We start from the raw sequence: 13,390 nt of genomic DNA, 5'->3' as shown, positions 1-13,390 counted from the left end.
AAAAATGGCTGAAGCACTTGTGAAGCGAAAACTTGTGTTGGAAGGATTGGATTGTGCGAATTGCGCTATGAAAATTGAAAAAGGCATTGGGAATTTAGAAGGTGTATCGTCTTGTTCTGTCAATTTTGCAACGAAGACAATGGTTTTAGAGACAGAGAAAAATAAAGAAGGTCATGTTGTTACGGAAGCAAAACAACTCGTTACGAAATTAGAACCGCACATTAAAGTACAGGAAGAACAAAATAAAAAAAATGCAAAAGAAGTATTGTTGTTAGATGGATTAGATTGTGCAAATTGTGCGTTAAAAATTGAAACGAAGGTAAAAGAAATGCCTGGTATTTCAACAGCTACAGTTGATTTTGTATCGAAAAAATTAAAAATAGAAGTTACGAATAAAAAAGAACTAGAAACAGTAGTAGCGAATGTAGAACAGGTCGTTCGTAAGTTAGAGCCGGATGTAAAAGTTGTTCGTGAAGAGAAAAAAGAACATCATCATGATCATAGTCATGGTCATAGTCACGATCATGGAGAAGGAAATGTAAAGAAAATGATTGGGCGCTTAGCGATAGGTGGGGTTTTAACAGCAGCAGCAGCGCTTGCAGTACTACCACAAGCAATGAGCATTTCTCTTTTCATCATCGCATATTTACTAATTGGTGGAGAAATCGTTTGGCGCGCGGTAAGAAATATGGCTCGCGGCCAAGTATTTGATGAAAACTTTTTAATGGCTGTAGCAACGTTAGGTGCATTTGCGATTGGTGAATATCCTGAAGCAGTTGCAGTTATGCTTTTCTACCAAGTAGGTGAATTATTCCAAAGTATTGCGGTAAATCGTTCCCGTAAATCGATTACTTCATTAATGGATATTCGTCCTGATTATGCAAACGTTAAAGTTGGAAATGAAACAAAACAAGTCTCACCAGAAGACGTACAAATTGGCGATTATATTGTTGTGAAACCAGGTGAGAAAGTACCGTTAGATGGGAAAGTGATTGAAGGAACAGCAATGGTAGATACTTCAGCGTTAACTGGTGAATCTGTACCGCGAGAAGTAGAAGTTGGGAATGAAGTATTAAGTGGTTTCGTAAATCAAAATGGTGTATTAACCATTGAGGTAACGAAAGAATTTGGAGAATCAACAGTATCCAAAATTTTAGATTTAGTACAAAATGCAAGTAGCCGTAAAGCACCAACAGAAAATTTTATTACAAAATTTGCTCGCTACTACACGCCTGTTGTCGTGATTACAGCAGCTATATTGGCATTTATTCCACCCCTTATTTTAGAGGGAGCTACATTCTCAGATTGGATTTACCGTGCGTTAGTATTCCTTGTTATTTCTTGTCCATGTGCGTTAGTCGTATCCATTCCGCTCGGATTCTTCGGTGGCATTGGCGGCGCATCTAAAAGTGGTATTTTAGTGAAAGGAAGTAACTATTTAGAAGCATTAAATGATGTAAAACATATTGTTTTTGATAAAACAGGAACATTGACAAAAGGTGTTTTTAAAGTAACAAAAATGGAGCCAGCTGGGGCGACTACGAAAGAGGAACTTCTTGAATATGCAGCATTCGCAGAAGTATATTCAAACCACCCAATTGCACAATCCATTCGCAATGCGTATAGAAAATCAATTGATGAAAAGAATATTGAGGATTATAAAGAAATTTCTGGTCATGGTACAGTAGTAAAAGTAAATGGGAAAGAAATTTTTGCTGGTAATGCAAAATTAATGAAAAAAGAAAATATTGAATTCCAGCAGCCAGAAACGGTAGGTACACTTGTTTATGTTGCTGTTGACGGAAGGTATGCTGGTTATATTGTAATTTCAGATGAAGTAAAAGAAGATTCAAAACAAGCGATTCGGAAATTAAAAGAGCTCGGTATGAAGAAAACAGTTATGCTAACAGGTGATGCCAAACGAGTTGGAGAAGCTGTTGGAAAAGAACTTGGATTAGATGAAGTACATGCGGAATTATTACCAGAGCAAAAAGTAGAAGAAATTGAAAAAATTGCTGCGGCAAAACAACCGAAAGAAAAAGTTGTTTTCGTTGGTGATGGTATTAATGATACACCGGTATTGGCAAGAGCGGATGTTGGGATTGCGATGGGTGGTTTAGGATCTGATGCAGCGATTGAAGCAGCAGACATTGTCATTATGACAGATGAACCTTCTAAAATCGCAACAGCTATAAAAATTGCCAAACGTACGCGTAGTATTGTGTGGCAAAATATTATCTTTGCACTTGGTGTAAAAGGTCTTGTATTACTACTTGGCGCATTTGGAATTGCAACCATGTGGGAAGCTGTCTTCTCTGATGTCGGTGTTACACTAATTGCTGTATTAAATGCAATGCGTGTGCTTAGAGTGAAAAATTTATAAAATAAAAAGAGGAGTGAAGAAAGCTCCTCTTTTTATTTTTGTATATTTTTTGTAATTTGTTCCCGTACAGTTTGAATATAATTCATTTTATGATTCCAACATTCTTGACTTAAATCGACAGGATATTCTTCAGGATTGAGTGTTCGCATATATTCTTCCCAAAATAATGTTAAGCTGCTCTCAGTATGTTTTTGGATATCCAGTATGTCAGGCAATTCATAGATCCTGTTTCCATCTGTGAAAATATCATGATGGAGTTCGCGTGCTTCAAAATTTGTTACAAATTTACTAATATACGTATGAACAGGATGGAACATTTTCAAACGTTTTTCTTGCCCTGGTTCTTCAGATTCTAATGCGATATAGTCTCCTTCAGCGTGATTGTTCATGCGATTGATAATTCGATAAACTCTTTTGAGTCCTGGTGTTGTAATTTTTTCCGGATTGGAAGAAATTTTAATGGTATCGTTTAATAGCCCTTTTTCATCTTCAATCGCGACAAGTTTATAGACGGCTCCTAATGCAGGTTGTTCAAATGAAGTAATAAGCTTTGTTCCAACACCCCAGACGTCGATTTTGGCTCCCTGAGATTTTAAATGCATAATTGTATATTCATCTAAGTCGCTAGAAGCAATAATTTTTGTGTTAGTAAATCCAGCTTCATCAAGCAGTTTACGAGCTTCTTTAGATAAGTATGCCATATCTCCGCTGTCAAGACGAATGCCATAGAAATCAATGCGATCTCCAAACTCTTTGGCAACCCGAATTGCATTTGGTACACCAGACTTTAATGTATCGTATGTATCAACTAAAAAGACGCATTTTTTATGTGTTTCCGCGTATTTTTTAAAGGCAACATATTCATCCCGATAGGCTTGAACAAAGGAGTGGGCATGTGTACCAGCTACAGGGATTCCGAATCGTTTGCCAGCACGAACATTACTTGTGGAAGAAAACCCGCCAATAAAAGCTGCGCGTGTTCCCCAAAGAGCGGCGTCAAATTCGTGAGCGCGGCGTGTTCCGAATTCTAATAGTTCATCATTGCTAGCAGCATGTTTCATACGAGCTGCTTTTGTTGCGATTAATGTTTGATAATTTACGATATTTAATAAGGCTGTTTCGATAATTTGTGCTTCGCCAAGTGGCGCATCAACGCGCAATAAAGGTTCGTTATTAAAAACAATTTCACCTTCTCGCATGCTGCGAATTGTTCCTGTAAACTCCATGTTTTGTAAATAACGAAGAAATTCCTCTTCAAATTGTAATTCAGTTAAATATGCAATATCGCTTTCGGTAAATCGGAAACTTTCTATATACTCTATAATTTTTTCGAGACCAGCGAAAACTGCATAGCCATTTTCAAATGGAAGCTTTCGAAAATATAAATCAAAAACAGAACGGCGATTGTGAATCCCGTCTTTCCAATATGTATAAACCATATTGATTTGATATAGATCAGTATGTAAGGCGTAACTATCGTCTTTATAATGATTCATTGCGAAAACACCTCCGTAATTTGGTTATAGTATACCAATTTTTACATCTATACACCAAAAAAAGCTCTGCATCTTCTATTCACATGTGAAATAGGAGGTAAAAAGAAAAAATATGTAATGTTTTTCGAAAATTTACATTTATCAATTTATATTTTTCGTAATTTTATGTATTATTAAAGTAGTGAGGGTAAATGAGAATGGAGGAGGGCCATGCAACAAACATTAGAGAAAATTGGCAAACAAGTTTTTTATAAACGACTACAGCAAAAAATGACACAAGAAGAATTATGTCAGGGCATTTGTTCCGTCTCATATTTAAGCAAGATTGAAAATGGAAAGATAGAAGCATCGGAAGAAATCCTGCAGCTTCTCTGCACAAGGTTAGAGATTGCCGTATCAGATTTACGAGATGTAGAAGAAGAAGTGAAAGACAAATTGGATGAGTGGTTAAATGCATTAGTTCATTTAGATAAACCACAGGTTGAACGTATTTATAAAGAATTGCAAGAAGAAGTGAATCAAGTTTTAGATTTTGAAATTATTAACTATTATAATTTGCTTTATACACGCTATTTAATCATGAAACGAGATCTTCCAGCATTGGAAGAAGAGCTGGAGAAATTGAAGAAGGTATATAAGAAATATTCTCCGTTTCAGAAGTTGTTATATACGTATAGTAGGGCTTTAATGTATTTCATGAAGCATAAATATAAGGATTCACTTGAGTGTTTAGTTCAGACAGAGGTAATGGCAAAAGAGCAAGGATATTATGAGACTGGAATTTATTATAACTTAGCGCTTGTATATAGTTATTTAGAACTTGATTATATGGCTATATATTTTGCTGATATTGCATTAGAAGGGTTTCGAAGTGAATACAAATTTCGAAACGTGATTAATTGTCAATTGATTATTGCTTTTAGTTACATTCGAAAAAAACAATATGGTGAAGCTTTAAAAATGTATAATAATATTTTACGAGAAGCAATTTCTTTTGCGGATAAAGAAGTTATTACGTCAATAGTATTAAATAATCTGGGTTACCTATACTATCATAAAAAAGAGTATAAAAAAGCAAAAGAATATTATTTGCAGTGCTTACAGTATAAAAAAGAGAAAAAAGAAGAAGACCTTAATTATATTGATGCTGTATATGAAATTTCCTTACAATGTATTCAATTACAAGAGTTTGAAGAGGCAAGAGAATGGATTAATAAAGGGATAATTGTTGCGAAAAAAGATGAAAGATACAAGGGAATGCTGTATTTATTATTAATACTTCAATATAAATACTTTGAAAAAAAAGAAGTGTATAAAAGATTTTTAGAAGTGGAAGCCATTCCTTTTTTTAAAGCAGAAGAAAATACGAAAGATTTAAAAAAAGTCTACTTAGAACTAGCTGAATGCTTCGAAGAATTATCAGAATTCCGAGAAAGTAGTAGTTATTATAAATTAGCTGTAAAATTATTAGAGGAAGAAGGAGGAAAATAGTATGAAAAAGGTGATTTTTGGTGGGATTGTATTGGTAGCATTGTTGATTGCGGTACTAGAACCTCAATATGGTTGGAGACCAGATATGTCTGCTGGAGAAGTAAATACTGTAGAAATAGTGGAAGCGTAAGTGTAGTAACAAAAAAGATCCTTTCTAGTTGAAAAGGATCTTTTTTTGTTTTCTCAACATTTGTTCTCCAAAATTCTACAAAACTTGAGAAAAAAATTATTTAACTTTTTTGTATATTCACAATAGAAACTTAATGATAATATAAAACTACTCTTTTTCAAAAAAATTTTATTAGGGGGAAGGTTGAATGAAAAAGAAGAGTTTAGCTTTTGTATTAGCGGCAGGGATGGCTGTAACGACATTTGGAGGGACGAGCTCTGCATTTGCAGATTCAAAGAATGTGCTCTCTACGAAAAAGTACAATGAAGCCGTTAAATCACCAGAGTTTGTAGCAGGTGATTTGACTGGAGCGACTGGAAAGAAAGCAGAATCTGTTGTGTTTGATTACTTAAATGCAGCAAAAGAGGACTATAAGTTAGGAAATAAGAGTGCTGAAGATTCTTTTAAAATTAAAGAAGTGAAAAAGGATTCTGTAACAGATTCGACAGTTGTACGTATGCAACAAGTGTTTGAAGGAACACCTGTATGGGGATCTACTCAACTAGCTCATGTGAGTAAAGATGGTTCATTGAAGGTGTTATCTGGAACGGTTGTACCAGATTTGGATAAAAAAGAGAAATTAAAAAATACGAATAAGATTGAGGGGAAAAAAGCAATTGCAATTGCTGAACAAGATTTAGGTTTAAAACCAAAATATGAAGTAGAACCAACAGCTGACTTATATGTGTATCAAAATGGTGAGGAGGCAACATACACATATGTTGTGAAATTAAATTTCTTAGATCCACAGCCAGGAAACTATTATTATTTTATTGAAGCAGAAAGCGGTAAAGTATTAAATAAATATAATACATTAGATCATGTAACTGCAGAAAGTAAAGTACCAGTTAATCAAGAGATTGCAAAACAAGAAAAAGGAGCTGTCAAACCTGTAACGGGAACGAATGCAGTTGGAACAGGGACAGGTGTATTAGGAGATAAAAAATCAATTCATACGACATTATCTGGATCGACGTATTATTTACAAGATAATACGAGAGGTGCGCAAATTTTCACATATGATGCGAAAAATCGTTCTTCCTTACCAGGAACGTTATGGGCAGATGTTGATAATGCGTTCCATGCAAAGTATGATGCAGCAGCAGTAGATGCTCATTATTATGCGGGCGTCACATATGATTACTATAAAAATACGTTTAATCGAAATTCTATTAACAATGCAGGAGCTCCGCTAAAATCAACGGTTCATTATGGAAGTAATTATAATAATGCTTTCTGGAATGGCTCGCAGATGGTATATGGAGATGGTGATGGAGTAACATTTACTTCGTTATCTGGTGGAATTGATGTAATTGGGCATGAATTGACACATGCTGTGACAGAATATAGTTCAAATTTAATCTATCAATATGAGTCAGGCGCATTAAACGAAGCGATTTCTGATGTTTTTGGCACATTGGTAGAATACTATGATAATCGTAATCCAGATTGGGAAATTGGAGAAGATATTTATACACCTGGAAGAGCGGGAGATGCACTTCGCTCTATGAGTGATCCGACAAAGTATGGTGATCCAGATCATTATTCTAAGCGCTACACTGGTTCTGGCGATAATGGTGGTGTTCATACAAACAGCGGAATTATTAACAAAGCGGCTTATTTATTAGCAAATGGTGGTACACATTATGGAGTGACAGTGAATAGTATTGGCAAAGATAAAGTAGGAGCAATTTACTATCGTGCAAATACGCAATATTTCACGCAATCGACTACATTTAGTCAAGCTCGTGCTGGCCTAGTACAAGCAGCGGCTGATTTATACGGTGCGAATTCTGCAGAAGTAACAGCGGTAAAACAATCATACGATGCAGTTGGAGTAAAATAAACAAAAATAAAAAGGAGCGATATGCTCCTTTTTATTTTTGCTTCCATTTCCTCCATATATATATGATTCCGATGCAACTAGCGATTGTTATCATCCATTTTGCCTCATTCGTTCCATTTATAACATGATATGCAGAATATACTTCAATGAGCAATGCTGGTATTTTTCCGATTGTACTTGCAATGCTGAAGGATAATAATGATATTTTTCCTAATGCAGCAAATAATGTGATGATGCTTGATGGAATAAATGGAACGAGTCGAAATGATAAGACAAGCAAGAATGCTTCTTTCCCTTTTACATAAAGGAGCCGCTGTATCTTTGGATAATCATTTATTTTATCACGTGTGAATTTTTGCAATCCTAAACGATAAAGATAAAATGAAACAATTGCACCTAAAGCTTCTCCTGTGATCGAAATCATTGTCCCATCTAGTACTCCGAATAATTGTACATTAATAGCTGTTAAAAATATGCTAGGAATGACTCCAAGTAAGCTGATAACGATATTAAATAGAATACTAAGTGGAATGGCGATTGCACTATGCTCTTTCAATGCATTGTAAATAAGTTCGTCCATAGTGATAGGTCCTTTATCTTTTTTAGCATTACACCATATTTCACGAAGATAGGCAAGAGTGGATTTGTTATAAAATACATACTTTTTATTTCAAAAACTTGTAATTTTATACCCCTTACGGGTATAATGTATACAAGGGAGGGGGTATATCGATGGGCCATTGTGTGAATCAAGAAAAGATGGTACCTAGAACAGATGAAGAAATTGAAAAAGTTATAAATCGTTTAAAAAGAATTGAAGGCCAAGTGAGGGGCATTCAAAAGATGATTGAGGATAATCGCTATTGTATTGATGTATTCATTCAAATTTCTGCAGTGCAAGCAGCGTTAAATAAAGTTCGTTTTTCATTGTTAGAACGTCATACAAATCATTGTGTAAAAAAAGCTATTCAAGAAGGAAATGGTGATGCGTCTATACAAGAGTTAATGAGAGTCATCAAACAGTTCTCAAAATAGAAAGGAGATGAACTGTATGGGGAAAACAAAACAAATAACAATTGGTATTGATGGAATGACATGTTCAGCTTGTTCCGCACGGATTGAGAAAGTATTAAATAAACTAGATGGCGTAGAAGCAAATGTGAATTTAGCAATGGAACAAGCGACCGTTCAATATGATGAAGAGGAACAAAATGTAGAAGCAATTACAAATCGTATTAAGAAATTAGGATATGAAGTTCGAACGAAAAAAATAAATTTTAATATTGAAGGTATGACATGTGCTGCATGTTCAAATCGAATTGAAAAAGTAATCGGTAAAATGGAAGGAATTGAAACGATTAATGTTAATTTAGCTATGAACACTGCAACGATTGTCTATAAAGATGGTCTTCTTACAATAGAAGCAATTCTCGACAAAATAACGAAATTAGGATATAAAGGTAAACTGCAAGAAGATGCTGAATCGACGAAAAAAGAAGAGCAACTAAAAAAGAAAAGAAAACAACTATTTCTTTCTATTTTATTGTCATTACCCCTTCTTTATACGATGGTGGCACATTTGCCGTTTGAAACAGGAATACCAATGCCACATTTTTTAATGAATCCATGGGTACAATTATTATTTGCAACACCGGTGCAATTTTATATTGGTGCACAATTTTATATCGGTGCATATCGCGCATTGCGAAATAAAAGTGCAAATATGGATGTACTTGTTGTACTTGGTACATCATCTGCGTATTTTTATAGCTTATACGAAGGGATTAAAACACTACAGGAACCATCATATTTACCTCAGCTTTACTTTGAAACAAGTGCGGTGCTAATTACATTAATACTTGTTGGTAAGTATTTCGAGGCGCTCGCAAAAGGAAGAACAACAGAGGCTATTTCAAAATTACTAAGTTTACAAGCGAAAGATGCCTTGGTTATTCGTGATGGAAATGAAATATTAATTCCTATAGAAAGTGTTGTGATTGGCGATACAATTGTAGTAAAACCAGGTGAGAAAATACCTGTGGATGGTATTGTATTATTAGGTACATCCTCAGTTGATGAAGCGATGATTACAGGTGAATCTATCCCAGTTGAAAAACAAGTTGGTGATGCTGTAATAGGAGCGACAATGAATAAAAATGGTACGTTCACAATGCGTGCTGAAAAAATAGGGAAGGATACCGCCCTTGCAAGTATTATTAAAATTGTTGAAGAAGCTCAAGGGTCAAAAGCACCAATTCAGCGCATGGCAGATACTATTTCTGGTATTTTCGTTCCAATCGTAGTTGCGATTGCGACCGTTGCTTTTCTTGTTTGGTATTTTGCTATTGCTCCTTATGATTTACCACAATCATTAGAAGTCGCCATAGCTGTATTAGTAATTGCTTGTCCTTGTGCACTTGGTCTTGCTACGCCAACATCGATTATGGTGGGAACTGGAAAAGGAGCAGAGGCAGGTATTCTTTTTAAAGGCGGAGAATATTTAGAGGCGACACATAGAATTAATGCTGTGCTACTAGATAAAACTGGTACTGTTACAAAGGGAAAACCAGAAGTTACAGATGTATTCAGCTTACAAGACAATATGCTCGCCTTTGCTGCTTCCGCAGAAAATGTCTCAGAACACCCATTAGCGACTGCTATTGTTGAGTATGGGAAACAACAAGGGATTACACTCTTACCTATAGAGGATTTTCGAGCGATACCTGGACACGGTATTGAAGCTATGATTGAAGAACAGTCCATTGTGATTGGAACGCGAAAATTAATGAATGAGCACGGTGTGAATATAGGTCAGTTTGAAGAGCGCATGATTGCTCAAGAAGCTGATGGTAAGACTGTTATGCTTGTAGCGATTGAAAATCAATTCGCAGGGATGATTTCTGTAGCAGATATAATTAAAGAAAGTTCGAAAGAAGCAATTCATGCGCTGAAATCTAGTGGAATCGATGTATATATGGTAACAGGTGACAATCAGCGAACAGCAGAAGCAATTGCAAAACAAGTAGGAATTGAACATGTATATGCGGAAGTGTTACCAGAGAAAAAAGCACGTATTGTGGAGGAATTACAACTTAACGGGAAACGAGTGGCGATGGTTGGTGATGGAATTAATGATGCTCCAGCTTTAGCAAAAGCCGATATCGGAATGGCGATTGGAACAGGAGCAGATGTAGCAATTGAAGCGGCAGATATTACTCTTGTTGGTGGAAACTTAAAACATATCCCGCAAGCGATTGATCTAAGTAAAAAAACAATGAAAAATATTCGCCAAAATTTATTCTGGGCTCTGTTTTATAATGCAATTGGTATACCAATTGCGGCAAGCGGCTTGTTAGAACCTTGGGTAGCTGGTGCGGCGATGGCATTTAGTTCTGTTTCTGTTGTAACAAATGCCCTTCGCTTAAAACGTGTTAAAATATAAATAGAATGGGAACTAAGGTTCTCATCCTTATAAATAAAAGAGGATATATAAGGAGGAAATAAAAATGACTGTAACATTAAACGTACAAGGAATGACATGCAATCACTGTAAAGCAGCTGTAACGAATGCCCTTCAAGAGTTAAATGGTGTAAGTCGTGTAGCAGTTGAGTTACAGGCAGGTACAGTAGAAATTGCATATGATGAAACGAAGGTAAATGTTCAGCAGTTAAAAGATGCAATTGAAGAACAAGGTTATGATATTGTATAAATATTCATAAAAAAACGTGTAGATTTTATCATTCTACACGTTTTTTTATGAATTGACTTTTCATGCAGTTACAATAATAATCATGGAAGAGGTGATAAAATGAAACGATTTGGCAACATATTGTTAAGTAGTTTACTGGCAATGATTCTTATATTAAGTGGATGTGCTGGGAAAGAACAAAAGAAAGTAGAACCAAAAGAGAACCACTCAGCATCCATCGGAAAAATGAGTGACAATATTTTAGACGAAATGGAAGGACCACCGAAAAATGGCCATACGATAGAAAGACATGTCGGTAAAACAGAAGAACAATTAAAGGAACGTTTGCGTACCGATAAAGTATCTGCAGCAAGTACATATTATGATAAAGAAACGGCTACAAAAGCTGTAAAAGATAGTGTAAAGCAACATGAGCAGGAAATTGATAATTGGTTAAAGAACTCTAAAGAAAATCGTCTTGTATTACATACGAAACATTCATTCCCTGTTGGAAAAACTGTATTAAAAAAGAATATGAGTGTAAAGGATAAACTTATGAATACAGTTACAGTTTTAGCAAGGGATAAATCAGGATCATTAGGTTTTAAAATTGTTACTTCCTACCCATCAGATAAATAAGAAAAGGAGGGACAACATGTATTCAACACTTCAATATTTTTTTAAAGCATATTGCACATTGAGTGTGCATGAAGAAGAAATAGCAGAGGTAATGACAGAGTTTTTGGAGCAAGAAGAACAAGAAAGTATTCAAAATTTACAAGCGGAGCTATTACATATATGTGAGGATGAAGCGTGGGAAGAAGGGTGTGTATTAGCTGCGAAGTATGGAAATCGTATATGGTCTTTAGAAGAAACGAAACATCATTTGGAGACCTTCATGCAATTATTGCAAACGAAAAAGGCGTGATTCATCACGCCTTTTTATATACACTTTTTGAAATTTGCCCATTTGAAATGATTTGCCCATCTTTTGTTACTTTTTTGTATGTGACGGCAGTAATTTTATTTCCAGTATTGCTGATGACTTTGGAGGAAACTTCTACATCCTTACCAGTTGGCGTACCGAAAATACGAGTCGTAATCCGGTTACCATCAGAGAATGCTTGAATATAAATATAATGCCCAGTATTATTTTTAAATTTTAAATCAGGGCCGTAATCAGCTACAGCCGCATCTTGTCCGAGTGGTAAATAGTGGACAGGCATAGAATGATTACTACGAGCAACAATTCCTAAATCTGCACGTAATACAGCTCCATATAATGTACTACTTACTTGACAAACACCGCCCCCAGCACTTTGAACAACCTTTCCTTGTAAATAGACAGCAGCTGATTTATAGCCGTGTGCAGCATCTGTAACTCCGACATGTCCATTGAAACTAAATGTTTCATCTGGTGCTACAATTGCTCCGCTTAATGTATTTGCAGATTTATTTACATTAAAGGACTGGCTTCCGTTTCGTCCAGTCATAGGCGTAGAATATTCTGCAATCACTTGTTTGATCCCCATATTTTGTATATCTTCTGTAGAACGTTCAGGTTTTATAGAAGCAATAGGGAGTGTGATGTTTTGTGTATTTGCAGTAATGGCTTGTTTTGTTAAGTTTGCTAATTGCTCTTTATCAATTTTTTCACCATTTTGGCTTTCGCTAATATTTACAGTAGTTCCTGAAATGTTTAATTCGGCATTAACAGGATTTTTTAAAGTTTCATTGTATTTATCCTTCATAAAGGCTTCATAAGCAGTGGAATTTAATTGTGGCTTTAGCTTATACTCGCGTTTTAATTCACCGTGTATAGCCTTTTTTCTCATGTTATAACGATCTATAATGTTTCCTTGTTGTTCTTTAAAAATATTCGCGACGATATCTTTTTCTTTATATTCTACACCGAGATCTTTCCATGTGTATGTTTTTGTATTGTTTTCAAATACATAGTTGAGTGATTTTTTATTTAATTCATCTACTTTCTGTTGAACAATTTTTTGAATATCTTGTTTATTCTTTCCATCAAGAGGAATGCCTTCAAATGTAGTATGTGGTAATGCAGTGGTATCTAGTTCTTTATTTAGTTTTGATATGTACTGGTAGCCGCTGATTCCACCTGCACAAAGTAAGATACCACCAGCAATAGCAGAACCAATAAGGAATTGGCGCAGTTTCATTTGTTTTCCCCCTTAGTAATAAATGGATAACATAATATGTATTCTGTTTTTTACATAAGAATGATGTAAATAGCATTATGTATGTACTAGTATACTATCATTCTTATGAAAGTGTAATATTTATATAAAG

The 13,390-nt window shown here is 35.2% G+C and carries 12 protein-coding genes; 9 read left to right on the top strand and 3 right to left on the bottom strand.

From position 1 onward, the window contains the following. The first annotated feature begins 4 nt into the window (after positions 1-4). Entirely contained in the window at positions 5-2,383 is a 2,379-nt protein-coding gene (locus MR058_RS16545) for a heavy metal translocating P-type ATPase (RefSeq protein WP_242145012.1), read from the top strand. A 32-nt stretch (positions 2,384-2,415) separates the two neighbouring features. On the opposite strand, the gene MR058_RS16540 is transcribed toward MR058_RS16545, so the two are convergent. Continuing rightward, on the bottom strand, positions 2,416-3,879 hold the full coding sequence (locus MR058_RS16540; RefSeq protein ID WP_242145009.1) for a nicotinate phosphoribosyltransferase: 1,464 nt from the start codon (positions 3,877-3,879) through the stop codon (positions 2,416-2,418). Between the two features lie 210 nt (positions 3,880-4,089). Between MR058_RS16540 and MR058_RS16535 the strand changes: the two genes are divergently transcribed. The 3 genes from MR058_RS16535 to MR058_RS16525 all read left to right on the top strand — a co-directional run bounded on the left by MR058_RS16535 (position 4,090) and on the right by MR058_RS16525 (position 7,385). Continuing rightward, on the top strand, positions 4,090-5,370 hold the full coding sequence (locus MR058_RS16535) for a helix-turn-helix domain-containing protein (protein ID WP_242145007.1): 1,281 nt from the start codon (positions 4,090-4,092) through the stop codon (positions 5,368-5,370). Position 5,371: 1 nt separating this feature from the next. Next, positions 5,372-5,500, top strand: a complete 129-nt coding sequence (locus tag MR058_RS16530; protein ID WP_242145005.1) for an NprX family peptide pheromone — start codon at positions 5,372-5,374, stop codon at positions 5,498-5,500. Positions 5,501-5,687: 187 nt separating this feature from the next. Then, on the top strand, positions 5,688-7,385 hold the full coding sequence (locus tag MR058_RS16525; RefSeq protein WP_242145004.1) for a M4 family metallopeptidase: 1,698 nt from the start codon (positions 5,688-5,690) through the stop codon (positions 7,383-7,385). Positions 7,386-7,416: 31 nt separating this feature from the next. On the opposite strand, the gene MR058_RS16520 is transcribed toward MR058_RS16525, so the two are convergent. Next, positions 7,417-7,965 (bottom strand): TVP38/TMEM64 family protein, encoded by a 549-nt coding sequence (locus MR058_RS16520; RefSeq protein WP_242145003.1) that lies wholly within the window; start codon positions 7,963-7,965, stop codon positions 7,417-7,419. Positions 7,966-8,117: 152 nt separating this feature from the next. Between MR058_RS16520 and MR058_RS16515 the strand changes: the two genes are divergently transcribed. The 5 genes from MR058_RS16515 (at position 8,118) to MR058_RS16495 (ending at position 12,002) form a co-directional block, all read left to right on the top strand. Then, positions 8,118-8,420: a metal-sensing transcriptional repressor gene (locus tag MR058_RS16515; RefSeq protein WP_242145000.1), complete on the top strand. Its 303-nt coding sequence runs from the start codon at positions 8,118-8,120 to the stop codon at positions 8,418-8,420. A 16-nt stretch (positions 8,421-8,436) separates the two neighbouring features. Next, the gene (locus tag MR058_RS16510) at positions 8,437-10,827 is read left to right on the top strand and encodes a heavy metal translocating P-type ATPase (protein ID WP_242144999.1); all 2,391 of its coding nucleotides are present in this window, start codon (positions 8,437-8,439) and stop codon (positions 10,825-10,827) included. 64 nt (positions 10,828-10,891) lie between these two features. Further along, the gene (gene copZ, locus MR058_RS16505) at positions 10,892-11,095 is read left to right on the top strand and encodes a copper chaperone CopZ (protein WP_242144998.1); all 204 of its coding nucleotides are present in this window, start codon (positions 10,892-10,894) and stop codon (positions 11,093-11,095) included. A gap of 99 nt (positions 11,096-11,194) precedes the next feature. Then, a complete protein-coding gene (locus MR058_RS16500; protein WP_242144997.1) occupies positions 11,195-11,713 on the top strand; it encodes an RNase A-like domain-containing lipoprotein in 519 nt (172 codons plus the stop codon). 16 nt (positions 11,714-11,729) lie between these two features. Continuing rightward, entirely contained in the window at positions 11,730-12,002 is a 273-nt protein-coding gene (locus MR058_RS16495) for a hypothetical protein (protein ID WP_242144996.1), read from the top strand. Between the two features lie 4 nt (positions 12,003-12,006). On the opposite strand, the gene MR058_RS16490 is transcribed toward MR058_RS16495, so the two are convergent. After that, complete coding sequence (locus MR058_RS16490; protein ID WP_242144995.1) at positions 12,007-13,260, bottom strand: VanW family protein; 1,254 nt, start codon at positions 13,258-13,260, stop codon at positions 12,007-12,009. Positions 13,261-13,390: the final 130 nt, after the last annotated feature.

It is taken from the genome of Bacillus cereus group sp. BfR-BA-01430 (assembly GCF_022663115.1).
In the GTDB taxonomy this organism is placed as follows: domain Bacteria; phylum Bacillota; class Bacilli; order Bacillales; family Bacillaceae_G; genus Bacillus_A; species Bacillus_A cereus_BD.
Note: the sequence above shows the minus strand (reverse complement) of the source record. Positions and strands in the feature narration are given on the sequence as shown.

Excerpts from the sequence above, each read along its gene's own strand:
- MR058_RS16530 (WP_242145005.1), top strand. The coding sequence starts at position 5,372 with ATGAAAAAGGTGATTTTTGGTGGGATTGTATTGGTAGCATTGTTGATT.
- MR058_RS16490 (WP_242144995.1), bottom strand. The coding sequence starts at position 13,260 with ATGAAACTGCGCCAATTCCTTATTGGTTCTGCTATTGCTGGTGGTATC.
- MR058_RS16500 (WP_242144997.1), top strand. The coding sequence starts at position 11,195 with ATGAAACGATTTGGCAACATATTGTTAAGTAGTTTACTGGCAATGATT.
- MR058_RS16520 (WP_242145003.1), bottom strand. The coding sequence starts at position 7,965 with ATGGACGAACTTATTTACAATGCATTGAAAGAGCATAGTGCAATCGCC.
- MR058_RS16545 (WP_242145012.1), top strand. The coding sequence starts at position 5 with ATGGCTGAAGCACTTGTGAAGCGAAAACTTGTGTTGGAAGGATTGGAT.
- MR058_RS16510 (WP_242144999.1), top strand. The coding sequence starts at position 8,437 with ATGGGGAAAACAAAACAAATAACAATTGGTATTGATGGAATGACATGT.
- MR058_RS16535 (WP_242145007.1), top strand. The coding sequence starts at position 4,090 with ATGCAACAAACATTAGAGAAAATTGGCAAACAAGTTTTTTATAAACGA.
- MR058_RS16515 (WP_242145000.1), top strand. The coding sequence starts at position 8,118 with ATGGGCCATTGTGTGAATCAAGAAAAGATGGTACCTAGAACAGATGAA.
- copZ (WP_242144998.1), top strand. The coding sequence starts at position 10,892 with ATGACTGTAACATTAAACGTACAAGGAATGACATGCAATCACTGTAAA.
- MR058_RS16525 (WP_242145004.1), top strand. The coding sequence starts at position 5,688 with ATGAAAAAGAAGAGTTTAGCTTTTGTATTAGCGGCAGGGATGGCTGTA.
- MR058_RS16540 (WP_242145009.1), bottom strand. The coding sequence starts at position 3,879 with ATGAATCATTATAAAGACGATAGTTACGCCTTACATACTGATCTATAT.
- MR058_RS16495 (WP_242144996.1), top strand. The coding sequence starts at position 11,730 with ATGTATTCAACACTTCAATATTTTTTTAAAGCATATTGCACATTGAGT.